Origin of the sequence: Streptomyces sp. CY-1 (assembly GCF_047218265.1) — a bacterium.
GTDB classification, from domain to species: Bacteria; Actinomycetota; Actinomycetes; order Streptomycetales; family Streptomycetaceae; genus Streptomyces; species Streptomyces niphimycinicus.
This window is the reverse complement of sequence record NZ_CP178393.1, coordinates 4,419,038-4,441,601: the sequence shown is the minus strand read 5'-3', so window position 1 is coordinate 4,441,601 and position 22,564 is coordinate 4,419,038. Positions and strand designations below refer to the sequence as shown.

At 72.5% G+C, this 22,564-nt stretch carries 21 protein-coding genes and 1 pseudogene; 14 read left to right on the top strand and 8 right to left on the bottom strand.

Annotation, left to right across the window (positions count from 1 at the left end; genetic code table 11):
• Positions 1-112: 112 nt before the first annotated feature.
• Complete coding sequence (locus tag ACK1X7_RS18710) at positions 113-1,027, bottom strand: LysR family transcriptional regulator (protein WP_216344667.1); 915 nt, start codon at positions 1,025-1,027, stop codon at positions 113-115.
• 97 nt (positions 1,028-1,124) lie between these two features.
• On the opposite strand from ACK1X7_RS18710, the pseudogene ACK1X7_RS18705 reads away from it, so the two are divergent.
• A pseudogene (locus ACK1X7_RS18705) lies at positions 1,125-1,979 on the top strand (EamA family transporter); the annotation flags it as partial.
• Between the two features lie 312 nt (positions 1,980-2,291).
• Here the strand turns inward: ACK1X7_RS18705 and ACK1X7_RS18700 are convergent.
• From ACK1X7_RS18700 to ACK1X7_RS18690, 3 genes are all read right to left on the bottom strand, one after another.
• A complete protein-coding gene (locus ACK1X7_RS18700) occupies positions 2,292-3,089 on the bottom strand; it encodes a sugar phosphate isomerase/epimerase family protein (RefSeq protein WP_390793655.1) in 798 nt (265 codons plus the stop codon).
• A 236-nt stretch (positions 3,090-3,325) separates the two neighbouring features.
• Complete coding sequence (locus ACK1X7_RS18695; protein WP_385145717.1) at positions 3,326-5,143, bottom strand: sensor histidine kinase; 1,818 nt, start codon at positions 5,141-5,143, stop codon at positions 3,326-3,328.
• Positions 5,133-5,873: a response regulator transcription factor gene (locus ACK1X7_RS18690; RefSeq protein WP_390793656.1), complete on the bottom strand. Its 741-nt coding sequence runs from the start codon at positions 5,871-5,873 to the stop codon at positions 5,133-5,135. The genes ACK1X7_RS18695 and ACK1X7_RS18690 overlap by 11 nt, the downstream gene beginning before the upstream one ends.
• Before the next feature lie 101 nt (positions 5,874-5,974).
• Here ACK1X7_RS18690 and ACK1X7_RS18685 point away from each other — a divergent pair, with 101 nt between their 5' ends.
• From ACK1X7_RS18685 to ACK1X7_RS18670, 4 genes are read left to right on the top strand one after another with little or no spacing between them, the layout of a single operon-like run.
• Entirely contained in the window at positions 5,975-6,598 is a 624-nt protein-coding gene (locus ACK1X7_RS18685) for a hypothetical protein (protein ID WP_390793657.1), read from the top strand.
• Positions 6,591-7,712: a peptidoglycan-binding protein gene (locus ACK1X7_RS18680; RefSeq protein ID WP_413115376.1), complete on the top strand. Its 1,122-nt coding sequence runs from the start codon at positions 6,591-6,593 to the stop codon at positions 7,710-7,712. Before ACK1X7_RS18685 ends, ACK1X7_RS18680 begins: the two co-directional genes overlap by 8 nt.
• 47 nt (positions 7,713-7,759) lie before the next feature.
• Complete coding sequence (locus tag ACK1X7_RS18675) at positions 7,760-8,461, top strand: ABC transporter ATP-binding protein (RefSeq protein WP_385145773.1); 702 nt, start codon at positions 7,760-7,762, stop codon at positions 8,459-8,461.
• On the top strand, positions 8,458-9,669 hold the full coding sequence (locus ACK1X7_RS18670) for an ABC transporter permease (protein ID WP_390793658.1): 1,212 nt from the start codon (positions 8,458-8,460) through the stop codon (positions 9,667-9,669). Before ACK1X7_RS18675 ends, ACK1X7_RS18670 begins: the two co-directional genes overlap by 4 nt.
• Positions 9,670-9,815: 146 nt before the next feature.
• Here ACK1X7_RS18670 and ACK1X7_RS18665 read toward each other — a convergent pair whose 3' ends face one another.
• From ACK1X7_RS18665 to ACK1X7_RS18655, 3 genes are all read right to left on the bottom strand, one after another.
• The gene (locus ACK1X7_RS18665) at positions 9,816-10,961 is read right to left on the bottom strand and encodes a methyltransferase (RefSeq protein ID WP_385145775.1); all 1,146 of its coding nucleotides are present in this window, start codon (positions 10,959-10,961) and stop codon (positions 9,816-9,818) included.
• Positions 10,962-11,125: 164 nt separating this feature from the next.
• Positions 11,126-11,311 (bottom strand): hypothetical protein, encoded by a 186-nt coding sequence (locus ACK1X7_RS18660; RefSeq protein ID WP_413115375.1) that lies wholly within the window; start codon positions 11,309-11,311, stop codon positions 11,126-11,128.
• Positions 11,312-11,604: 293 nt separating this feature from the next.
• A complete protein-coding gene (locus tag ACK1X7_RS18655; RefSeq protein WP_398159815.1) occupies positions 11,605-12,555 on the bottom strand; it encodes a bifunctional helix-turn-helix transcriptional regulator/GNAT family N-acetyltransferase in 951 nt (316 codons plus the stop codon).
• 256 nt (positions 12,556-12,811) lie between these two features.
• Here ACK1X7_RS18655 and ACK1X7_RS18650 point away from each other — a divergent pair, with 256 nt between their 5' ends.
• The 3 genes from ACK1X7_RS18650 (at position 12,812) to ACK1X7_RS18640 (ending at position 15,110) form a co-directional block, all read left to right on the top strand.
• Positions 12,812-14,044 (top strand): helix-turn-helix domain-containing protein, encoded by a 1,233-nt coding sequence (locus ACK1X7_RS18650; protein ID WP_385145733.1) that lies wholly within the window; start codon positions 12,812-12,814, stop codon positions 14,042-14,044.
• Positions 14,045-14,211: 167 nt separating this feature from the next.
• Positions 14,212-14,802, top strand: coding sequence for a hypothetical protein (locus tag ACK1X7_RS18645; RefSeq protein ID WP_390793661.1), 591 nt, complete (start codon positions 14,212-14,214; stop codon positions 14,800-14,802).
• A complete protein-coding gene (locus ACK1X7_RS18640; RefSeq protein ID WP_413115374.1) occupies positions 14,799-15,110 on the top strand; it encodes a hypothetical protein in 312 nt (103 codons plus the stop codon). The genes ACK1X7_RS18645 and ACK1X7_RS18640 overlap by 4 nt, the downstream gene beginning before the upstream one ends.
• A gap of 128 nt (positions 15,111-15,238) precedes the next feature.
• On the opposite strand, the gene ACK1X7_RS18635 is transcribed toward ACK1X7_RS18640, so the two are convergent.
• Positions 15,239-16,288 (bottom strand): LacI family DNA-binding transcriptional regulator, encoded by a 1,050-nt coding sequence (locus ACK1X7_RS18635; protein WP_382952666.1) that lies wholly within the window; start codon positions 16,286-16,288, stop codon positions 15,239-15,241.
• Positions 16,289-16,471: 183 nt separating this feature from the next.
• Here ACK1X7_RS18635 and ACK1X7_RS18630 point away from each other — a divergent pair, with 183 nt between their 5' ends.
• From ACK1X7_RS18630 to ACK1X7_RS18605, 6 genes are all read left to right on the top strand, one after another.
• Positions 16,472-17,629, top strand: coding sequence for a Gfo/Idh/MocA family protein (locus tag ACK1X7_RS18630; RefSeq protein ID WP_390793663.1), 1,158 nt, complete (start codon positions 16,472-16,474; stop codon positions 17,627-17,629).
• Positions 17,630-17,636: 7 nt separating this feature from the next.
• Entirely contained in the window at positions 17,637-18,584 is a 948-nt protein-coding gene (locus tag ACK1X7_RS18625; RefSeq protein ID WP_390793664.1) for a PmoA family protein, read from the top strand.
• A 5-nt stretch (positions 18,585-18,589) separates the two neighbouring features.
• Positions 18,590-19,348, top strand: coding sequence for a cupin (locus tag ACK1X7_RS18620; protein ID WP_390793665.1), 759 nt, complete (start codon positions 18,590-18,592; stop codon positions 19,346-19,348).
• A 69-nt stretch (positions 19,349-19,417) separates the two neighbouring features.
• Positions 19,418-20,707 (top strand): ABC transporter substrate-binding protein, encoded by a 1,290-nt coding sequence (locus ACK1X7_RS18615; RefSeq protein WP_385145747.1) that lies wholly within the window; start codon positions 19,418-19,420, stop codon positions 20,705-20,707.
• Entirely contained in the window at positions 20,704-21,666 is a 963-nt protein-coding gene (locus ACK1X7_RS18610; protein WP_385145749.1) for a carbohydrate ABC transporter permease, read from the top strand. Before ACK1X7_RS18615 ends, ACK1X7_RS18610 begins: the two co-directional genes overlap by 4 nt.
• Complete coding sequence (locus ACK1X7_RS18605) at positions 21,663-22,562, top strand: carbohydrate ABC transporter permease (protein WP_390793667.1); 900 nt, start codon at positions 21,663-21,665, stop codon at positions 22,560-22,562. Before ACK1X7_RS18610 ends, ACK1X7_RS18605 begins: the two co-directional genes overlap by 4 nt.
• Positions 22,563-22,564 lie beyond the last annotated feature (2 nt).

The following is a 22,564-nucleotide window of genomic DNA, read 5'->3' as shown; positions in this document are numbered from 1 at the left end:
GTCGCTGACCACCCTCTCCGCCGCCCTGCGGCCAGCAGCACCCTCGCCGCCGACGCGACACCCCTCCCAGAGCGTCGGCGGCGTCCGGGGCCGCCGGGCCCATGCGGTGTGCTCAGACCGTGCGCCGCGGCCACAGGCCGCCCAGCAGCCGCACCGTTTCGGTGATGGCGGGTCGGCGGGCCGCGCCGGTGCGCCACAGCGCGTACAGCCGCCGTACCGGGACCGGCTCCAGGGGCAGCGCCAGCACCCCGTCCGGCAGCGGACCGCGCCCCAGGCGGGGCATGAGGGCGACGCCGAGACCGGCCGCCACCAGGGCGATCTGGGTGTGGTTCTCGGCCGCCTGATACGCCAGGTCCGGCTCATGGCCCGAGGCACGCAGCGTACGGACCAGCCAGTCGTGGCACACCGACCCGGGCGGCTGGCAGATCCACCGCTGGCCCGGCAGGTCCTCGCGGCGCAGCGTCCGCCGTGCGGCCAGCCCGGCCAGCGGATGTCCGGCCGGGGCGAGCAGATCGCACAGATCGTCCCCGATGACCGCCCGTTCCTGCCCCTCCGGGGCGGGCAGCGGGGCGATGTCCCAGTCATGGGCCACCGCCAGATCGATGACCCCCTGCGCCACCAGGTCCACCGACAGATGCGGGTCCACTTCGAGCAGCCGGGCGTCCAGGGAGGGGTGTTCGGCCGTGAGCGCGGCCAGCACCATGGGCATCAGCCCGCGCGCCGCCGAGGCGAAGGCGCCGATCACCAGCCGGCCCGTCGGCTGTCCGCGCCGCTCCTCCAGGGTGGTCTCGGCCTCCTCGACGATGGCGAGCAACTGCTGGGCGGTGGCGGCCAGATGCCGGGCCGCGTCGGTCAGCGTGATGCCCCGGCCCTGTCGCTCCAGAAGGGCGGTCCGGGTCTCCCGCTCCAACTTGGCGATCTGCTGCGATACGGCGGACGGGGTGTAGCCGAGCGCGGTGGCCGCGGCGCTGACCGAGCCGTGTACGGAGACCGCGTGCAGGGCCCGCAGTCGACCCAGATCCAGCACAGTTCGCCCTCCTCCTCGCACCTTTAACCGCTACTGCATCCAAGCATGAAGACATCCGCGCTGGTGCTACAAGGTCCCGGCACCTGATCCTCGATCCATGCGACCTGTGCACATAGCCCTCGCCGTGCTGGTCACGGCCCTGTGGGGGGTCAACTTCGTGGTCATCGAGGTGGGCCTCGACCACTTCCCGCCCCTGCTCTTCTGCGCCCTGCGATTCCTGGTGGCCGCGCTGCCCGCCGTCTTCCTGGTCGGCCCGCCGAGGGTCGCCTGGCGATGGATCCTGGGGGTGGGGCTGGCCCTGGGCGTGGCCAAGTTCGGGCTGCTGTTCATCGGGATGCACGAGGGGATGCCCGCCGGGCTGTCCTCGCTGGTGCTCCAGATCCAGGCGGTGTTCACCGCGCTGTTCGCGGCCGTCGTGCTCGGCGAACGCCCCGGCCGGCGGCGGCTGCTGGGCATGGCCGTCGCCCTCGCCGGGATCGCGGTGGCCGCCGTGGACGAGGGCACCTCGGGGCCGCTCATCGGCTTCGTCCTCGTCGTCGCGGCGGCGGCCTTCTGGGGCGTCTCCAACGTCCTCACCCGCAAGGCGGCGCCGCCCGACGCCCTGAACTTCATGGTGTGGGTGAGCCTGGTGCCCGTACTGCCGCTGCTCGGGCTCTCGCTGATGTTCGAGGGCGCGCGCCCCGATCTCGACGCGCTGAGCAGGCTCGACTGGGCCGGAGTGGGCGCCATCGTCTACGTCGCCTGGGTCACCACCGTGTTCGGCTTCGGGGTCTGGGGCTTTCTGCTGCGCACCTACGACGCCTCGACGGTCGCCCCCTTCTCGCTGCTGGTGCCCGTCTTCGGGATGTCCTCGGCGGCGCTGGTGCTGGGGGAGGGGATCAGCGCACCGCGCTGGCTGGCGGCGGCGCTGCTGGTCGGCGGCGTGGCCCTGACCTCGCTCCCGCGTATGCGCCTACGGCGCGAGGCGCGCCGCCGACCTGAGGTGCCCGGGGCGGGCGCTAAGCGCTCCGCGGGAAGTGCCGCTAGGTCCGGTCGTTCATCTGCGGCTGTGTCGTGGCTGGTCGCGCAGTTCCCCGCGCCCCTTCGGGGCGCACCCAAACCGCACCGCACTTCATCGAGGCCGCTTAGGCCAGATGTGCCCGGGGTGGACTCCCGACCCGAGCCGGACGGTCCCGAGTCGGGCAGCCCCGAGCCGGGCGGCCCGGAGTCGGGCAGCCCCGAGCCGAGCGGCTCCGAGCCGGGCTCTGCCGGGGCACCGGCATGGTCAGGCCGAGTCGGTCAGCAGACGTAGCAGGTGTTCCCGGCCCGGGGCCAGCAGCTCCGGGAACTCCCGGGCCTGCGGATACCACCGCTTCTCGTACTCCCAGCACAGCCAGCCGTCCCAGCCCTCACGGCTGAGCAGCTCCACGCACTCGGTCAGCGGCAGCACCCCCTCGCCCAGCGGCAGCGGGGTGGTGTCGTCGGCCGAGGCGATGTCCTTGACCTGGACGTAGCCCAGATGCGGGAAGAGCGCCGGACAACTGGTGGCCGGGTCCTCACCGCCCAGCCAGGTGTGCATCACATCCCAGATCGCCCCGACGCTGCCATGGCCCACCAGCCCGAGGACGCGGGCCGCGTCCGCGCCCGTCCGGTGCGAGTCGTGGGTCTCGAGCAGCAGCCGTACGCCGAGGTCGGCGGCGTGGGGCGCGGCCGCCGCGAGCCGCCGGGCGGCCGTGGCGTCGGCCTCCTCCGGGCTCTGCTCCCCGCCGCCGGGGAAGACCCGGACATGGCGGGCGCCCAGGTCATGGGCGAGCTCCAGCAGCTTCCGCAGCCCGGCCAGCACCGGCTCGTCCGGCCCGGCCTGCGCGGCGCGCACATACCCGGCGACGGTGAGGATCTCGATCCCGGCGTCCCGGAACTCCGCCGCCACCCGGGCGCGTTCATCCGCCCCGATCTCCGGGTGCACCGGCTCCTCGGGGTGGGCGCGCAGCTCCACCCCGTGGTACCCGGTCCCGGCGGCGAGCCGGGCGACGTCGGACATGGGCATACCGGGGACGCCGAGAGTGGAGAAGGCGAGCTTCATGCGGGCTCCCTTGATGGAGGTCGTGCGGTACGTGGGGATCTTCCTGCCCTTCATCCCGGACGCTAAGCAGGGGCACCAGTCGGGTCAATCCTGACCTCACGCCTACGGCGTGTCTCGTCGGTCGGCAGGCCGTGGCCCACCACCTGGGCCTGCGGGCGCCCGGTGCGTCCGTGTGGGCGATATGCGCCGCTCGGCCGGATGTGCGCCGCCGCGCCCGGGAACGCCTCCACCACCGGTCAGCGGGTGTGCGGCAGGTGGATCGTGAACTCCGAGCCCCCGCCCACCGTGCTCCTCACCGTCACCGTCCCGCCGTGCGTTTCCACCAGCTTGCGCACGATGGACAGCCCCAGGCCACTGCCCCCGGTCAGACGGCTGCGGGACTTGTCCGCCCGCCAGAACCGGTCGAAGACATGCGGCAGTTCGTCGGCCGCGATGCCGGAGCCGGTGTCCGCGACCTCGATCAGCACCTCGCCACCGGCAGCGCGGGCGCGGAGGGACACGGTGCCGCCGGACGGGGTGTGCCGCAGAGCGTTCGCCACCAGGTTGCCGAGCACCTGGCGCAGCCGTACCTGGTCGGCCTGGATCTCCGGGCAGTCACCGGGTGCCTCCACCCGCAGGGCGACACCGGCGTTCTCGGCCGCGATGTGATGGGCGGTGGCCGTGTGTGCCAGCAGGTGCGCGATGTCGACCGGCGCGAGGTGGAGCCGCAGCTCGCCCGCGTCGGCCGCGGACAGGTCCCGCAGGTCGTCGATGAGGTGCTGGAGGTGCAGCGCCTCTTCGAGCAGCGAGGACACCAGCAGGTCGCCGTGGGGTACGACACCGTCCTGGGCGCCCTCCAGCCACCCGCGGATGTTGCTGAGCGGTGTGCGCAGTTCGTGCGCGACGTCGCTGGCCATGTCCTTGCGCGCCGCCTCCAGTTGGTCGCGTCTGCTCGACATCGAGTTGAACGCCGCGGTGAGCCGGCCCAGTTCGTCGTTGCTGGTGACCTTCACCTGGGCACCGGCCTCCCCGTCCGCCATGCGCTGCGCCGCGTCGGTCAGTGCGCGCAGCGGCCGGACCAGCCGTATCCCGGCCAGGGTGGTGGCGGTGACGGTTACCAGCAGGACGAGTACGGTGCCACCCGCGATGCGGGCGCGGTTGCCCGCGGACAGGTCGAAGAAGGTGGTGGCGCTCCGGCCCGGGCTGGTGACGTACAGCGCCGCCGCGGGTGCGACGTACGGCGCGAGCTGCTGGGCGCGGCTGCTCGCCAGGCACGAGCTGATCAGTGAGCCGTCCGCGTCCCCACCGCGCGTCCGCGAAGGCGGCTCGGTGCGCGGCTCGGCGCGTGGCTTCCCGTGGTCGTCCAGGGTGAGTCTCACCCGCGCCGCGTGGCGCCGGGACAGGCACGCGTCGACGAGCTCGTCGAGGGCGGACAGCGCCCTGGCCTCGGTCGGGGTGGGCGAGTCGAGCGTCGCGGAGGCGCAGCGCGGGGTGTCCAGGTCGCTGGAGGTGTCGGTGCCCACACGTGACCGCCCGCTCGGCTCTTCCACCACGGTCATCCCCGGGCCGAAGACGGTGCGCAGGCATGCGGCCCGGCGTCGCGCGGCCCCGCGCAATCGCGCGCGTTCGTCCCCGCTCAGCTCGAACGGCCCGACGGCGCGTGGATCGATCCGGTCGGAGGCGGAGTCCGGGAGCAGATCGGGGCTGACCGCCAGCGGGTCGATGACGGCGGTCGCCTTGTCGGGCGGCCGGTAGGGGAGCCGCGCGGCGGACTGCGAGTCGGCGACCTGCCGGCCGTCGCTGGTCACGATGATGCGGTGCCCGGTCTCCCGGGCCAGGGCGCGTACGGTCGGGCCCACGCCGTCCCAGCGCGGGTGGCGGGCCGCGTAGCCGAGCAGACTGTCGTAGATCCGGGTGTCGTCGGCGAGTGCCTGGCCTCGTTCCTCGCGGATGGCCACCGCGGTCGTCCGGATGGCCAGCCAGGCGGTCGCGGCGACCGAGCAGGCGGACACCAGCGCGGACACGGCGAGCAGGCGCAGCAGCAGGCTGCGGCGCAGCGGCACGTCACGGCGCACGGTGGGATTCTCCGTCGGTGGCCCCGCCCACGAGCTTGTATCCGACGCCGTAGACGGTGACCAGGAAGCGGGCCCGGCGCGGATCGTCCTCCAGTTTCCTGCGGAGGTTCATCACATGCGCGTCGACGGTCCGGGCGGTGACGTACCGGTCGAACCCGTGCAGCCGTTCCAGGATCCGCGGGCGGGTGAAGACGTGGCCGGGACTGGCCGCCAGCATCTCCAGCAGCCGGAATTCACCGGGTGTGCAGTCCACCGGCCGGCCGTGCATCGAGACCTCGTGCCGTGCCGGAGCGATGGTCAGGGGGCCGACGGTGAGCACCGGTTCCGGCGGCGTGGCGGCGGTGGCGGCGGTGGGGGCCGTGGTGGCGGCGTGGCGGCGCAGCAGCGCGCGTATCCGGGCCATCAGCTCGCGCGGGCTGAACGGCTTGGTCAGGTAGTCGTCGGCGCCGAGGTCCAGGCCCAGCAGCAGGTCGTCCTCGGTGGAGCGGGCGGTCAGCATCAGCACCGGCAGGGCCGATTCCGCGCGCAGTACACGGCATACGTCGAGGCCGTCCACCCGGGGCATCATCACGTCCAGGACGAGCAGATCCGGCGGTTGCCGCCGGACCGATTCGAGCGCGGATCGACCGTCGTGCACGACGGTCACCCGGTGGCCCTCGTGCTCCAGATAGCGGCGGACCAGTTCGGCCTGCTTCCGGTCGTCCTCGGCCACGACCACGTATGCGCACATGACGGCGAGTTTAGGAACGCCGGCGGCGGGTGGAGCGGGGAGCATCACCTGGGCAAAGGTTCCTGACAGGTTCCTCAAAAGTGTCCGCGATGGTCGTCGGCATGCGAATGACCAAGACAGCGGCCCTGCTGTGGGCCACGGCCGCGCTGAGCCTGGCCCTCACCGCGTGCGGCGGCGGCAGCGGGGTCAAGACCGACAAGGGCGTCGACTCCATCGACAGCCAAGCCCCGGCGGCGGGCGGCAAGGCGGACACGGACCGGCGCGGGGGCAAGAAGGACGTCACCGCGGACCGCCCCCAACTGCGCCTGGACAGCTCGCAGGAGGAGCGGGACCGGCTGGGCGACGCCTACAACGCCTGCCTCGAGGCCCACGGCGTTCCGATGAACCATGAGCGCGCCAAGCTGGCGGGCGCCAAGCAGGCGTCCCCGGTGCAGGATCCGGCCGTCGTGAAGAAGCACCAGGCCGGCTACGACGCCTGCCTGGTGAAGCTGCCGCGTCAGCCACCCGAGACCGAGCCCGAGACCAACCCGCACTTCGCCGACGACTACCGGGCCTACGTCAAGTGCCTCAACAAGCACGGCATGCGGGTCCACATGGTGTCCGACACGAGTGTCAGCCCCGACGGTCTCGCCTGGCGGTACGACGACGGCGAGCAACGGCAGCTCTCCGATGCCGAGGAGACCAAGGTCGACCGCGCCTGCGAGCTGGCAGCCTTCAGTGACTGACCCCGCCACCGACACCGAGCCCGCACCGCGGCGGGCGAACCGACGGCGCCTCGTCCTCGCGGCGGCGGCACTCGTCACCGCCGTCGCGGCGGGAGCCGGGGCCCTGGCGCTGTCCGCCCACGGCGAGGCGAAGGCGGAACGACCGGGCTCCGCGGCGCCCTCCACCGCGCTGACCACGGTCGTCCGCGGGGATCTCGCCGACAGCCGGACGCTGACCGGGACGCTGGGCTTCGCCGGCACCAGGACCGTCAAGGGCACCGGCAAGGGCGTGGTGACCCAGTTGCCCAAACCCGGCGCCACCGCCACCCGCGGCAAGCCGCTGTACCGGATCGACGACCGGCCGGTCATGGTGTTCTTCGGGGACACCCCGCTCTTCCGCACGCTGGTCAAGCCCGGCGTCAGCGGCCGGGACGTGACCGTGCTGGCGGACAACCTCCAGGCGCTCGGCTACGACATCGGGCCGCCCGGGCGGACCACCGCGAACGGCACCCGGTTCACCCCGTCGCTGGCCGCCGCCCTCAAGCGGTGGCAGCGCGACACCGGGCAGCAGCAGACCGGCACCCTGGACCCCGGCCGTGTCGTCGTCCTGCCGGGGGAGGCCCGGGTCGGCGACGTCAAGGCCCAGTTGGGCGATCCCGCCACCGGCGACATGCTGACCGTCACCTCCGCCACCAAGACCGTCGGCGTGAAGGTGGACGCCGCCGACGCCGCCCCGATCCGCGTGGGCGACGAGGTGAGCATCGCGCTGCCGAGCGCCAAAACCATCCCCGGCAAGGTCACCGCGGTCAGCCACACCGTGCAGGGCGGCGGCGACGAGCGGGACGAGGAGGTCACCGGCCCGCCGAGCCTGCGGGTCACCGTCACTCCCACGCACGGCGCCGATGTGAAGGGGCTGGACTCGGCGTCGGTACGGGTCACCTTCACCGCCGAGACCAGGAAGAACGTGCTGTCCGTGCCCGTCGGCGCGCTGCTGGCGCTCCGGGAGGGCGGATACGCGCTCCAGCGCCGCGACGGCGGGCTGCTCGCCGTCGACACCGGGCTGTTCGCCAAGGGCATGGTCGAGGTGTCCGGCAAGGACGTACGCGAGGGCCTGCGGGTGGTGACCACCTCGTGACCGGTCCCGTACACACCCTGGCCGGGCCCGCACCCGGCGCCGCCGCCATCCCGGCCACGCCCGTGCTGGCCGTTCGCGGCGCGAGCAAGGCGTACCGCGGCGGGGTGCTGGCGCTGGACGACGTCTCGCTCACCGTCCACCCGGGCGAACTCCTCGCCATCGTCGGCCCCTCGGGCTCCGGCAAGTCGACCCTGCTCAACATCATGGGCACGCTGGACCTGCCCACCAGCGGATCCGTGGAGATCGCCGGCCGGGACGCGGCGGCGCTGTCCGACCGCAAGCTGTCGGCGCTGCGCGGCCGCTGGCTCGGCTTCGTCTTCCAGCACTTCCACCTCACCGAAGGGCTCACCGCGGCGGAGAACGTGGCCACCGGCCTGCTGTACGCCGGGGTGCCGCGCCGCCGGAGACGGCCGCTCGCGCTCGCCGCCCTGAAACGGGTCGGCCTCGGCGCCCGGACCGCGCACCTGCCGCACCAGCTCTCCGGCGGGGAACGCCAGCGTGTCGCCATCGCCCGCGCCCTGGTCAACGACCCCGCGCTGGTGCTCGCCGACGAGCCGACCGGAGCACTCGACTCGGCCAACGGGCGGGCCGTACTGGATCTGCTGGTCAGCCTGAACCGCGAGGGAACCACCATCGCCGTCATCACCCACGACCGGGACATCGCCGCCCGGATGCCACGCCGTGTCGAGATCCGCGACGGCCGCGTCGTCTCCGACACCGGAGCGGGCACGGGGCGGGGGCGCGAATGATCCACCCCACCGACATCCGGCCGGTGCGACTGGCCCCCTCCGACGTGCTGCGCCTCGGCCTGCTCGGCCTCCTCACCCGCAGGATGCGGGCCGCGCTCAGCGCACTCGGCATCTCCATCGGCATCGCCACCCTGGTCCTGGTCACCGGCATCCCGGCGTCCAGCCAGGAGCACCTGGACGAGCAACTGTCCGCGCTCGGTACGAACATGCTGCGGGCCCAGCCGCAGGCGGACCAGGAGCCGCCCGTCCTGCTGCCGGAGCAGGCCCACCGGATGGCCGAGCGGATCCGCCCGGTCACCGAGGCGAGCGCCGTCGCCAACACCCACGCCCTCGTCCGCCGTTCGGATCGCACCGACCCGAACGACGGCCTCGGCCTCAACGTCCTGGCCGCCAGGACCAACCTGCTGCCCGCCGTGAGCGGCACGGTCCGCTCCGGCCGGTTCCTCTCCGCCGCCACCTCGTCGTTCCCCACCGCGGTCCTCGGCTACCAGGCCGCCGCCCGGCTCGGAATCCCCCGGCTGGTCCACGGCCGGCAGCCGCCGCAGGTCGTCATCGACGACCGGTGGTTCACCGTCGTCGGGATCCTGGACCGCATGCCGCTCGCCCCCGAGCTGGACCGCTCCGTCCTCGTCGGCTGGCAGGCCGCCAAGAGCGAGCTGGGCTTCGACGGGCACCCCACGGTGATCTACGTGAAGGCCGAGGAGGACGCCATCGAGGACGTCAGCGCGGTCCTGCCGGACACGCTGTATCCCCAGTTGCCCGGCCTGGTCCAGGTCAGCCGTCCGTCCGACGCCCTGCTGGCCAAACGCGCCACCCGGACGACGTTCTCGGCCCTGTTCCTGGGCCTGGCGGGGGTGGCGCTGCTGGTCGGCGGGATCGGCGTGGCCAACACGATGTACATCTCGGTTCTGGAGCGCCGCACGGAGATAGGTCTGCGCCGGGCGCTGGGAGCCGGACGGGGCCAGATCCGCGCCCAGTTCCTCACCGAGTCCGTGGTGCTCAGTACGCTCGGCGGTGTCGCGGGTACGGTCCTCGGTGTCCTCGCGACCCTCGGCTACGCCACCTACCAGGGCTGGCCGACCGTGATCCCCCTCCCCGCGCTCGCTCTGGGCACGGCGAGCACGGTCCTGATCGGCATGGTGGCCGGCGTCTACCCGTCGATCCGTGCCTCGCGGCTGCCCCCGACCGAGGCGCTGGCGGCGGCCTGACCGGCGAGCACCACCGTGTCCGGGGCGGGCACGTCCAGGGTGAGCACGTCCAGGGTGAGCACGTCCAGGTTCGGCACCTCCCGCGCGGACAGCGGTCCGGCGGGGGCGGTGGCCTGTGCCGGGCCCCCGCTCCCCGCGGCGCTCGCTCAGCCCGCCGTCAGCCGCCACAGCGAGGTGACCTCCGCCGCGCGGGCCGCGTGGAGGGGGTCGGTGGGGTCGACGGCGCGGGGGTGGGTGGGGCGGATGTCCAGGCGGTCCGCGACCGTCAGGCCCGCCGTGGCGAAGGCGGCCAGGAGTTCGGCGCGTGGCCGCAGGCCGAGGTGTTCGGCGAGGTCGGAGAGGATCAGCCAGCCCTCGCCGCCGGGGGTCAGATGCCCGGTCAGCCCGTTCAGGAAGCCGCGCAGCATACGGCTGGACGGGTCGTAGACCGCGTATTCGAGCGGTGAGGAGGGCCGGGCCGGGACCCAGGGCGGGTTGCAGACCACCAGCGGGGCGCGGCCCGGCGGGTAGAGGTCGGCCTCGACCACCTCGACCCGGTCGGACAGGCCCAGGCGGGCCGCGTTCTCGCGGGCGCACCCCAGCGCCCGTGCGTCCTGGTCGGTGGCCACCACCCGCTGGATGCCGCGCCGGGCGAGGACGGCGGCCAGCACGCCGGTTCCGGTGCCGATGTCGAAGGCCAGCTCATGAGTGGGCAGCGGGGCCTCGGCCACCAGGTCGACGTACTCGCCGCGCACCGGCGAGAAGACCCCGTAGTGCGGATGGACGCGGTCCCCGCCCAGCGCCGGCACCTTGACGCCCTTACGGCGCCACTCATGCGCGCCGATCAGCCCGAGCAACTCCGGCAGCGAGGTCACCGACGGGTGCCCGCCCGCCGGGCCGTACGCCTCGGCGCACGCCTGCCGTACGTCCGGCGCCCGGCGCAGCGGGATGCCGAAGTCCGCGTCCAGCGGCACCAGCAGCATCCCCAGCAGCCGGGCCCGCCGGGACCGGGCCTGGCGGTGCCGGTGGAACGCCTCGGCCGGTGACGCCGCCGGGGCCCGCCGCTCCTTGGCCCGGCGCGGTCCGCGGTCGATCCGGCGCGCCATCGCCGTCAGCAACTGGCGGGCGCCCTGGTAGTCGCCGCGCCACAGCAGCGCGGTGCCCTCGCAGGTGAGGCGGTGGGCGGTGGCGACGGGCATCCGGTCGTCCGCCACCTCGATCCGCCGGGGCGGTGGCGTGCCGTTCTCGGAGCGCCAGTGGGCGGTCCGGGTCCGGCCGTCCTCGGTCCACTCGATGACCTGCTGGGTACTCAGGGGTACGCCCTTTGCTCTTGTGCCGTGCCGACGCGCCGCACGGGTGCGTCGTGTGGATGGTTCCCCGTGCGATGTCCGCGTGCTGTACGGGCCTGCGTGTGCGCTGATCCTTCCCTTACCGGGCCCGTCCGCGCGAGCGGATTTCCGGTCGAGGTGACGCCTCGTCATCTGCGCGACTGGGAAGGGCGCCCGCCGGAGTGGCGCCGGTTGGCTGCTTGACGGGCGGCTCGGCCCCAGTCGCCGGTCAGCCGGACGGCATGCCGGTAGACCACCGAGGCGCACTCGTCGAAGAGCTGCCCGAAGGCATCCGGGTCCCCGGCTCGCACGCGGGTGCGCAGTGAAGTCTCCACACTCCCCCCTGTCCACCGCGCGGACCCCGCTGCGGTGACCTGCGTCACGGTGTGGTGGTGCTCGGCGCTCCGCTGGATGTGCCGTGATGTGCCGTCGTTCGTCCGCGGCGCGGTCGTGGCTGGTCCCACGCGGCGGAGCCGCACATCGACACAGTCGCGGCGGAGCCGCACATCGACACAGCCCCGCGCCCCTTGGCCGCGCCGCTGAACCGCGGCCGACTTCACCAGGCCCGCCTGGCTGTGCACGGCACATCACCCGGACCGCGGGCGGACCGCACGCGGACCGCGGGCCGTCAGCCGTGCGACGAGCCCTGGAGCGCGAGCCGCCAGTCCTGCCCGACCAGGGGCGAGCCATAGCCGCGGTGCGGCTTCTCGGCGATCAGCTCGAACCCGGCCCCCTCGTAGATCCGGCGGGCGGAGGTCAGGACGTCATTGGTCCACAGCACGAGATCGCGGTAGCCCGCCTCGCGTGCGAAGTCGATACAGGTGCCGACCAGCCGCTCGCCGAGCCGCCGCCCCCGCGCCTCCGGTTCGACGAGCAGCAGCCGCAGCCGGGCCGTATCGGGCCGCTCGTCCCGGACGCACATCACCGACCCGACGGGGCGGCCGTCGAGTTCCGCGATCCACGCCCGCTCGCGGGCCGGGTCATGGCTCGCGCCGAACTCCCCGACGATCCGGGCCACCAGGGCCTCGAACTCGGCGTTCCACCCGAACTCCCGGGCGTACACGGCGCCGTGGCGCTGCACGATCCAGCCCAGGTCGCCCGGCTCCAGCCCGCGCAGCCGCAACTCGGGGTCGGCCGGACCGGTGAGCGCGTGCCGCGCGGTGGCCAGGGCCTCCCGCAGCCGCCCCAGCTCGTTCCAGGGGACCTTGGCCAGCAGCCCGGTCACCGCCTCCCGCGACCGCCGGTCCAGATCCTCCGCCGCCGCCCGGCCCTCGGCGGTGAGCAGCACCTCCTGGAAGCGGGCATCGCGGTAGTGGCGCTCGCGCGTCACCAGCCCCCGCTCCTCGAACCGGCTGAGCGTCCGGCTCAGATGCGCGGCGGTGACCCCGAGGTGCTCGCGCAGCGCCGAGACGTGGGTGCGCTCCCGCCGCGCCAGCTCGTAGAGGATGCGGGCCTCGCTGAGCGTGTACGGGGTGTTGAGCTGCCCCGGGTAGTCGAGGACGCCGATCAGGCGGGTGTACATCCGGTTGAAGTCGCGGACCTCGTCCACGGCCAGATCGAGATTGTCGCGCGGGCCCATCCGGCACCCCTCCGTACCCCTGTGTCGATTTCGCTTGACCTTATAGTTGCGCCAGATCAAGTATTTGGGAAGAGGGGTCCCCACCCCGGGGAGGCAGATGTCGGCGGCGGCGACCGCGCCGCCAACGCGCTTCGAGCTTGTCCGGCCTGCGGGCCGGGCGAAGGGCTCCTTCGTGTGCCCAATGCCTGCTGGGCTCCCACGGCTCCCCGCTCCGGGCGTACCGTGGCCCAAAGACCTTCTGGCGGTGGTGTATCGCATGACTGATCTGTCCGTTGGCAAGCGACTGGCCCGACTTCGCGACATCCGCGACCTCACGCAAGAGCAACTCGCCGACCGCGCGGGGGTGTCCGTCGACACCATCCGCAGGTTGGAGCAGGGCACCCAGCGGGGAGCGAGAATCGTCACGTATCAGAAGCTCGCGGGCGCACTCGATATCGAGCTCGCCCGCCTGCTGGGCCAGCCCACCATGACGCGATCTCTCGCGCCCGACGGCGGAGTCATCGCGTTGCGGGCCGCCATCCAGGCCCCGAGCGATCTGCCGGGGCTGGACCTGTGCGGCGCGGACAGTGACGCGCCCGGCCCGGACGATCTCCGCCCGGTCATGGAGCAGGCCCAGAGGCACTATCGGCGCGGCCAGTTCACCGACCTGGTCGGCATGCTGCCCGGGCTCGTCACCGATCTGAAGGCGGCGACCCGTGAGGCCGAGGGCGGCCCCGACCACGACACGGTGTGGTCGATGTCCGCCGCCGCTCACATCATCGTCGCCGACGTGGCCGCGCAGTTGGGGCAGACCGATCTGGCCTACACGGCGGTGGAGCGAGCCATGCACGCCACCGCGCGCGCCGGCGACGAGCTGCGGCACGCTCTCGCCGTCTCGACCCTTTCGCTTGTGCTCCTGCGGCAGGGCCGATGGAGCGATGCCCAGCAGGTCGCGACCCGCAGGGCGGCCGAGATCGAGCCCCGGCTCTCCGACCGCGATCCCGAGAAGTTCGCGATGTTCGGGATCCTGCTGCTGTCCGGTGCCGTCTCGGCGGCCCGGGCGAACCGGGATGAGTCCGACAGCACAAAGGACGACGCGCTCACCTTCCTCAGGCAGGCGGAGGCGGCGGCCGCGCTGTCCGGGGCGGTACGGGTGCGAGGCACCGCCTTCGGCCCGGCGAGCGTGGGCATGCAGGCCACCACCGTCCAGGTGTCGCTCGGCCATCCGGACAAGGCTTTGGCCACAGCCAGTGGCGTCAATCTGGATGAGCTGCCGTGGAAGATCTCGCGCGCCAGGCACCGGCTGGATCTGGCATTCGCCCGCTACCAGACGCATGACGACGAGGGAGCCCGCGATGTGCTGCTCACCCTCGACGAGGAGCATCCCGAGTGGCTGACCCACCAGATGCTCGCCGCCTCCACAGTGGGCGGACTGCTGGAGACCGAGCGGCGTCGCGACCGAGACCTGCGAAAGCTCGCGGTGCGGCTGGGCGTGGACCCGGCAGCATGAACAAGTGCCGTAGTCCGGCCGAAAACTGAGGCCGGACTACGGCACTTCGTCACTGGGCTGTGATCGCGCGCGCACCTAGCGTGATCCGCATCGCGGCGGCGTCGGCCCTTGCTCCCGCCAGGAACCTGTTCGGCGCCGCCCCTCGTAGATCAGCAGGGGAGCCCGACGTGACGACCAGAGCCTTGTGGACACCGCCGCCCGCCACCGATGTTCAGGCGTTACCCGCAGGCAGACAATGGGACGCCGTACGGGCCGCGCCGACCGTCGGGGAACGTGCCTTAAAACTCCTCGGCGACGAGAACGGCGCCGTCATCCAGGACAAGTACGGCACCCTGTACTGGCTCGTCGCGGTGGGCTCCGCCACGAGCTGGCATCTGCGGCAGGTGCGGGTCCTGAGCGAGCTGGCGGACGAGTGCAGCTACCTCGGTGTGCCGCCCAACTCATGGACCACGCCGCCCGGCACCCACTGGCGCGTGCCGCTCTCGGTCGACCGCTACCTGACCGACGCCTGGAAGCTGTGGGGAGCGCTGGCCGAGGCCGACCGCGTCGAACTCGGCCCGGTCCCGCAGGGGCGCCAGACCTGCTACCGCTGCGAGCTGCCCACCGACGAGCCCGTCATCGTGGACGTCCAGCACGGCGGCAGCGGACCCGGCCGCACGGTGTACGCCTGCCCGCCCCACGCCCTGGCCCACCGGCGCGACCCGGTCGCCGAGGCCGCCGCCATGCGCCGCGCCCGCGAACGGGGGCGTACCCGATGACGGAGGGCGAGCGCACCGAGCGGGAGCGGATAGCGGAGCTACAGACCCCGGGCCGGACGTGGGTCTTCGGCCAGCTCCAGGGCTGGAACTGTGCCCTGTGCGCGGCACGCCTCTACGCGGACCGGCCGATCTGCACGGTGGAGGTGGAGTACGGCAGCGTCACCGAGACGTACCGGCTCTACGTCTGTGCCCCCTCGTGCGAGGCGGTCAGCGCCGCATGCGAGGCGGCCCGCGCCGCACAGCGCCCCGCCCCGCCGGACGGCGGCCGTCCGGTGATCCGCGCTCCCCGCCGGCGGACCGGCGCATAGCCGGGGTGGGCTGCTGGGCTCCGGGCCCCCGCCGGAGTGACGGCGCCGGTGGCCCACCCTCCGTACGTAGGAGGCCCGCCCCGCACGTCTCCGTACGTAGGAGCCCCGCCCCGCACGGAGTGCATCGTTCAGCCGCGCGGCGGCGCCGTCGAGGCGCGAGCCATCAGTTCGGCGCGGACCATCGCCACCCCGCCCGGCGGCTGCGGCTCGCGGCCCAGGGCCAGGCGCCCGGCCCGCGCCCCCGCCTCGTGCAGGGGCAGCCGCATCGTCGTGAGGGCCGGGACCGCGTCCGCGCTGAACGGAAGGTCGTCGAAGCCCGCGACCGAGACGTCCTCGGGGATCCGCAGACCCTGATCGCGCAGGGCTGCGCAGACGCCGAGCGCGATGGTGTCGTTGGCGGCGACTATGGCCGTCAAATCCCGGTCGCGGCGCAGCAGTTCGAGGGTCGCGTCGTAGCCGGAGGCGCGGTCGTACAGGCCGTGCACGGTCAGCCGCTCCAGGTCGGCGTCGAGACCGGCGGCGCCGAGCGCCGCCCGGTGGCCCTCCAGCCGGTGGCGGGTCGTGGTGCGCTCGGCGGGGCCCGCCACATAGCCGATCCGGCGGTGGCCGAGGGTCAGCAGATGTTCGGTGAGGCGGCGGGCGCCGCCGCGGTTGTCGAAGGTGAGGGTGGTCGCGTCCGCGATCGGCGGACGGCCGCACAGCACCACCCGGGTGCCGGACGCGGCCAGCCGGGACGCCTTGGCGGCCACGGCGGCGGCGTGGTCGGGGTGCTCGACCGCGCCGCCGGTGAGCACGACGGCGGCGGCGCGCTGCCGCTGGAGCAGGGTGAGGTAGTTCAGTTCGCGCTCGGGCGACCCACCGGTGTTGCAGATGACCGCGAGCTTCTCGCCGCCCCGGCCCGGTTCGCCCGCCGGTGCGCCCATCTCGGCCTGTACGGCGCCCGCCATGATGCCGAAGAAGGGGTCCGCGATGTCGTTGACGAGCACCCCGACCAGATCGGAGGTGGCGGCGGCGAGAGCGCTTGCCGGGCCGTTGACCACGTACTCCAGCTCATCGACGGCGCGCAGCACCCGGGTCCGGGTCGACTCCGCCACGGGGTAGTTGCCGCTCAGGACGCGCGACACGGTGGCCGCCGAGACCCGAGCCCGTGCCGCCACATCGGCCAGGGTCACTGCCATGTTTCCTCCGTTGGATGGTCACCCGGTGGTCACCTTGTGGGACACCGCGCGCACTTGTCGGCGCCCCCATGCTCTCACTCCATGAGCGGCGCGATTCTGCCGTCCAGGGTCTTGTCCTGTCATCCGGACCATGCCTAGGGTCCTCCCCAGCAAGCGCTTACCCCCGGCGAGGAGCCTGAGCCCATGGCCGCAGCAGCCACCGCCCGTATCCGTGCCGCAGTGGTCGGCACCGGAGCCATCGTCACCGGCAGCCATTTGCCCGCACTACGTGATCACGCCGACCGTGTGGACCTCGTCGCCGCCGTCGACGTGGCCGCCGACCGGCTCGACGCCTTCCGCGCCACGGCGGCCGAAAACGACACCTTCGCCGTCACCGGCTACCCCGATGTGGCGGCCATGCTGGAGGCCGAGCGCCCCGACCTGGTCCTCATCGGCACCCCGCCCTCCCTGCACCGCGAGCAGACGGTGGCCGCGCTGAAGGCCGGTGCCTGGGTGCTGTGCGAGAAGCCGCTGTGCCTCACGCTCGCCGAGTACGACGAGATAGCCGCGGCCGAGCGGGAGGCGGGCGGCCCGTACGCCTCGGTGGTCTTCCAGCACCGCTACGGCTCGGGCGCCGTCCACGCCCGCGAGCTGCTGGCCGAGGGCGCCCTGGGGCAGCCGCTGGTGGCCCACTGCCAGACCACCTGGCACCGCGACACCGCCTATTACGCGGTGCCGTGGCGCGGCCGCTGGGAGTCCGAGGGCGGCGGCCCCTCGATGGGCCACGGCATCCATCAGATGGATCTGCTGCTCCATCTCCTCGGCGACTGGACCGAGATCCGCGGTATGGCCGGACGGCTGGTCCACGCGGTGGAGAGCGAGGACGTGTCCACCGCGCTGGTGCGGTTCGCCAATGGCGCCATGGCCACCGTCGTCAACAGCGTGCTCTCGCCCGACGAGGTCAGCCGGATCCGTATCGACTGCGCGGACGCCACCGTCGAGCTGACCCACCTCTACGGCCACCGCAACGACGACTGGGTCTATACCCCCGCCCCGCACGTCCGCGACGAGGCCGCCAGGCAGCGGCGCTGGCGCACCCCGGCCGCCGATCTGCCCAGCTCGCACGGGGCCCAACTGACCGGGCTGCTGGACGCGATGCGCGATGGCGTACGGCCCCCCGGCAGCGGTCAGGACGCCCGTCGCACCCTCGAGTTCATCGCCGCGCTCTACAAGGCGGCCTTCACCGGGCAGCCCGTGCGCGCGGGCGAGATCGTGCCCGGGGATCCGTACTACGACGCCATGCACGGCAACCACCCCGCATGGGCGCCGAAGGCAGCGACCGCCACCACCAAGGAGAGCTGAGGCCGCCATGACCCAGCACATCACCGTCACCCACACCCACGGCGAGCGGATCTCGGTCGCCTCCGGCGGCGTCGAGCTGATGGCCTACGTCTACCGGCCCGACCCGGAAGCCTTCGAGGCCCGTAAGCCCTACGCCCACCCGCTGCGCACCCTGGCCGGAAACCCGGTCTCCGGCTACCGGCCCAGCGACCACCGCTGGCACAAGGGCCTCCAGATGACCTCCAGCCATCTGTCCGGCCAGAACTTCTGGGGCGGCAACTCCTACCTCGGCCCCGAACAGGGTTACCAGCATGTCGAGGAGCGCGTCGGCTCGATGCGCCACGACGGCTTCGAGGAGTTCGCGGTCGCGGACGACCGGCTGCGCTTCGTGGAGAACCTCACCTGGGTCGAGAACGGTGGGCAGGAGTGGGCGCGTGAGGTGCGCACCATCGAACTCCACTCGGTGGAACCGGAGCAGGGCACCTGGGCCCTGGACTGGTCCATCCGCCTCACCAACATCCGCGGCGAGGCCCTGCACTTCGGCTCCCCGACCACCGCCGGCCGGGAGATGGCCGGGTACACCGGGCTCAACTGGCGCGGCCCGCGCGACTTCACCGGCGGCGATGTGATCGGCCCGGACGGGCGCGGCGGCGAGGGCGAGAAGGGTGCATCGGACCTGATGGGCACCCCGGCCGCCGAGGCCCCCTGGGTCGCGTTCACCGGCGAGCACGACGGCGTGGACGGGCACTCCACGCTGCTGTTCGCCCATGCGCCGGAGAACGCCGACTCCATCCACGCCTCCCACTGGTTCGTACGCTCCGAGCCGATCCCCTCGGTCGCCCCCTCCTGGGCGTTCTTCGAGGAGTTCGAGCTTCCGCCGGGGGAGTCCTTCGGCTACCGCTACCGGGTGGTGGTCGCGGACGGCGCCTGGGACCGGGCGCGCGCCGAGGGCTACCTCGAGAAGCACGGGTGGTGAGCCGGATGAGCGCGTCCTCCGAGATGTTCGCCCCGCTGCCGGGCGGTGTGGGAATGTCCCACATCAGCGCGTACGAGTGGGAGGCCGCCGACGGGGTGTGCGGCGGCAGCCCCCATCTCCATCTGGCCTGCACCGAGGCGTATGTGGTCACCGCCGGACGCGGCGCCGTGCAGACCCTGACTGTCGGGGACGGCTTCACGCAGACCCCGCTGGAGCCGGGCGCGGTGGTGTGGTTCACCCCCGGCACGGTGCACCGGATGGTGCAGGGCGGTGGGCTCAAGGTGACCGTGCTGATGCAGAACAGCGGGCTGCCGGAGGCCGGGGACGCCGTCTTCACCTTCCCGCCGGAGGTGCTGGCCGACCCCGAGCGGTACGCGGCGGCCGCCGCGCTGCCCGCCAAGGAGGGGCCGGAGGCCGACGCGGCGGCCCGGCGCCGTCGGGACCTGGCGATCGAGGGCTATCTGACGCTGCGGGCCGCCGCCGAGCAGGGCGACGACGGGCCGCTGCGCGCCTTCCACGAGGCGGCGGTGCGGATCGCCGCGCCCAAGGTGAAGGAGTGGGAGCCGCGCTGGCGGGACGGGGCGCTCGCCGCCGCGCGGCGCACCGGAGAGCAGCTCACCGCGCTCGCCGCGGGCGACCCCTCGCATCTGGCCGAGGCGCGGGTCACCGCGACCGGGCCCAGCCGCCGGGGCGGCTACGGCATGTGCGGCCGCCGGGACGAGTACGAACTGCCCGGTGTCACGCTCCCGTATTACGGCGAATAGCCGCCGTAGCACACCACCACGCACGCTCATACGCTCAACGGACAATTTAGGAGGGAGGTCGGCTCCGGTATGCGCAGAAACAGGACAAAGGCGTCCTGCGCCCTGGCTCTCGTGCTCACGCTCGGGGGGACCCTCACGGGCTGCGGCGGCGATGGCGGCGGCGGCTCGGGCGGCAAGGTCAGCCTGCGGTTCACCTGGTGGGGAAACCCCGACCGGGCCGCCCGCACCGAAGAGGCCGTCAAGCTCTTCGAGAAGCGCCACCCCGATATCGACATCAGCACGTCCTTCGCGGGCTTCGACACCTACAAGGCGAAGCTGGCCACGCAGGCGGCGGGCGGCGACGCGCCCGATGTGATGCAGCTCGACTACCGGCAGATCAACCAGTACGCCACCTCCGGCATTCTGCTGAACCTCGGCGAACACCCCGAGCTGCGCACCTCGGAGATCGACAAGGGGCTGCTGGCCACCGGGGTGGTGGACGGCAGGCAGTACGCCCTCCCGGTGGCCCGCGGCACCGAGACGATGGCGTACGACGCCACCCTGTGGCGCAAGGCGGGCGTCCCCGAGCCCACCCTGACCTGGACCTGGGACGACTGGGCCGACGCGATGCGCAAGCTGGCGGCGTCCCCGGCGACCAAGGGGCGGGTCGGCTCCACCGATCCGGGCCAGAGCGAGGACGTCTTCGAGATCTGGCTGCGCGGCCAGGGCAAATCCCTCTACGTCAAGGACGAGAAGCTCGGCTTCACCGCCGACGATCTGACCCGCTACTGGGAGTGGTGCACGGGGCTCCGCAAGGAGGGCGCGGTCTCGTCGGCCGAGCAGACCACCCAGATGGACGGGACGGTGGAGAACACCCCGCTGGGCCGGCTGAAGTCCGTCGCCGACTTCAACTGGGACGCCCCCGTCAGCGGCTATTCGGCCATCGTCGGCGAGGGGCTGAAGCTGGCACCGTTCCCGGTCGGCGAGGACGGCACCCCCGGGCAGTACTTCAAACCGTCGATGTTCTTCGGCGCCTCGGCCAAGACCGGACACCCCAAGCAGGCGGCCCAGTTCATCGACTTCCTGCTCAACGACAAGGAGGCGGGCGCCATCCTCGGCGCCTCTCGCGGCATCCCGGCCAACGACGCCATCCGGCAGGGCGTACTGCCCAAGCTGGAGGGCTTCGACCAGGTCATCTCCACGTACCAGAAGCAGTTCGAGGGCAGGCTGAAGGATCCCCCGCCCGCGCCGCCCAAGGGTGACACCTCCCTTCAGTCCACCTTCTCGCGCGACTACGACCAGGTCAGCTACGAGCGCATGTCGCCACGCGAGGCGGCGGAGAACTACATCACCGAGGCGAAGGCGGAGCTGAGGCAATGACCGCGACCGCGACCCGCCCCCAGGACGCCGCGCCCCCCGCCGCAGGCGGCAAGCGGGCGCCGAAGCGCGAGCGGCAGGGGGCCGCCTGGGTGTTCCTGTCCCCATGGGTGCTCGGCGCCGCCGTGCTGACGCTGCTGCCCATGGCCGTGTCCCTGTATCTGTCGTTCACCGACTACGACATGTTCGACGCGCCCCAGTGGATCGGCTTCCGCAACTACACGCAGATGTTCACCGAGGACCCCCGCTACTGGCGGTCGGTCATCACGACCCTGACGTATGTCGTGATCGCGGTGCCGCTTCAGCTCGCCATGGCGCTCGCCGTCGCGATCGCGCTGAAGTCGGTCAAGCGCGGCAAGGGCTTCTACCGCTCGGCGTTCTACGCGCCCTCGCTGCTCGGCGCGTCGATGTCCATCGCCCTGGTCTGGCGGGCGATCTTCAACGACGGCGGCTCGGTGGACAATCTGCTCTCCGGCATGGGCATCGACATCGGCGGCTGGATCAACAAGCCGGGCTGGGCCATCCTGTCGGTCGCGCTGCTGACCATCTGGCAGTTCGGCGCCCCCATGGTGATCTTCCTGGCCGGGCTTCAGCAGATACCCGTGGAGCTGTACGAGGCGGCGGCGGTCGACGGGGCGTCCTGGTGGCGGCAGTTCCGCTCCATCACCATCCCGATGCTCTCCCCGGTGCTCTTCTTCAACCTGGTGCTCCAGATGATCCAGGCGTTCCAGGTCTTCACCCCCGCCTTCGCGGTCAGCGCGGGCAAGGGCGGACCCGCCGACTCCACGCTGGTCTACACGCTCTACCTCTACGACCGCGGCTTCACCGCCTCCCATATGGGCTACGCCTCCGCCATGGCCTGGGTGCTGCTGCTGGCCATCGGGGCCGTCACCGCGGTCCTCTTCCGCACCTCCCGGGCCTGGGTCTTCTACGCCAACGACAACAACGAGGGGGCCCGATGACCACCGCCCCGATCTCCACCGCCCCGGCCGGCCCGACCAGCCCGGCCACCCCGGCGGCGCGGCGGCGGCCCGCGGGCCGGATCGCGCTGCACGCCTGCCTGATCGCCGTGCTGCTGGTGATGCTCTATCCGCTGGCCTGGCTGCTGGCGACCTCGTTCAAGCCCGCCGACGAGGTCATCGCCAGCCTCAAGCTGCTGCCCAGCCACTTCGAATGGAGCAACTACTCCACCGCCCTGGACGGGGTGAACGAGGTCAGCGTCGGACGCCTGCTGTGGAACTCGCTGCTCATCGCCTGCGGCGCGGTGCTCGGCAACGTCATCAGTTGCTCGCTCGCCGCGTACGCCTTCGCACGGCTGCGGTTCAGGATGCGCGGTCCGCTCTTCGCGTTCATGATCGCGACGATCATGCTGCCGCACCACGCCATCCTCATTCCGCAGTACATCATCTTCAACCAGCTCGGCATGGTGAACACCTACTGGCCGATGATCCTGCCGAAGTTCCTGGCCACCGACGCCTTCTTCGTCTTCCTCATCGTGCAGTTCATGCGCGGACTGCCGCGGGAGCTGGAGGAGGCGGCGCGGATCGACGGCTGCGGGCCCTTCCGCTCGTTCTTCAGCGTCATCCTGCCGCTGACCAGGCCCGCCCTGATCACCACCGCGATCTTCACCTTCATCTGGACCTGGAACGACTTCTTCACCCAGCTCATCTATCTCTTCGAGCCGGAGAAGTTCACCCTGACCCTGGCCCTGCGGTCCTTCGTGGACGCCTCCAGCCAGTCGGCCTTCGGCCCGATGTTCGCGATGTCGGTGTTCGCGCTGCTGCCCATCGTGCTCTTCTTCCTCGCGTTCCAGCGGTTCCTGGTCGAGGGCATGGCCAGCTCCGGACTGAAGGGGTGACC

Excerpts from the sequence above, each read along its gene's own strand:
- ACK1X7_RS18670 (WP_390793658.1), top strand. The coding sequence starts at position 8,458 with ATGATCCACCCCACCGACATCCGGCCGGTGCGACTGGCCCCCTCCGAC.
- ACK1X7_RS18690 (WP_390793656.1), bottom strand. The coding sequence starts at position 5,873 with ATGTGCGCATACGTGGTCGTGGCCGAGGACGACCGGAAGCAGGCCGAA.
- ACK1X7_RS18700 (WP_390793655.1), bottom strand. The coding sequence starts at position 3,089 with ATGAAGCTCGCCTTCTCCACTCTCGGCGTCCCCGGTATGCCCATGTCC.
- ACK1X7_RS18630 (WP_390793663.1), top strand. The coding sequence starts at position 16,472 with ATGGCCGCAGCAGCCACCGCCCGTATCCGTGCCGCAGTGGTCGGCACC.
- ACK1X7_RS18635 (WP_382952666.1), bottom strand. The coding sequence starts at position 16,288 with ATGGCAGTGACCCTGGCCGATGTGGCGGCACGGGCTCGGGTCTCGGCG.
- ACK1X7_RS18650 (WP_385145733.1), top strand. The coding sequence starts at position 12,812 with ATGACTGATCTGTCCGTTGGCAAGCGACTGGCCCGACTTCGCGACATC.
- ACK1X7_RS18685 (WP_390793657.1), top strand. The coding sequence starts at position 5,975 with ATGCGAATGACCAAGACAGCGGCCCTGCTGTGGGCCACGGCCGCGCTG.
- ACK1X7_RS18610 (WP_385145749.1), top strand. The coding sequence starts at position 20,704 with ATGACCGCGACCGCGACCCGCCCCCAGGACGCCGCGCCCCCCGCCGCA.
- ACK1X7_RS18605 (WP_390793667.1), top strand. The coding sequence starts at position 21,663 with ATGACCACCGCCCCGATCTCCACCGCCCCGGCCGGCCCGACCAGCCCG.
- ACK1X7_RS18640 (WP_413115374.1), top strand. The coding sequence starts at position 14,799 with ATGACGGAGGGCGAGCGCACCGAGCGGGAGCGGATAGCGGAGCTACAG.
- ACK1X7_RS18615 (WP_385145747.1), top strand. The coding sequence starts at position 19,418 with ATGCGCAGAAACAGGACAAAGGCGTCCTGCGCCCTGGCTCTCGTGCTC.
- ACK1X7_RS18625 (WP_390793664.1), top strand. The coding sequence starts at position 17,637 with ATGACCCAGCACATCACCGTCACCCACACCCACGGCGAGCGGATCTCG.
- ACK1X7_RS18655 (WP_398159815.1), bottom strand. The coding sequence starts at position 12,555 with ATGGGCCCGCGCGACAATCTCGATCTGGCCGTGGACGAGGTCCGCGAC.
- ACK1X7_RS18620 (WP_390793665.1), top strand. The coding sequence starts at position 18,590 with ATGAGCGCGTCCTCCGAGATGTTCGCCCCGCTGCCGGGCGGTGTGGGA.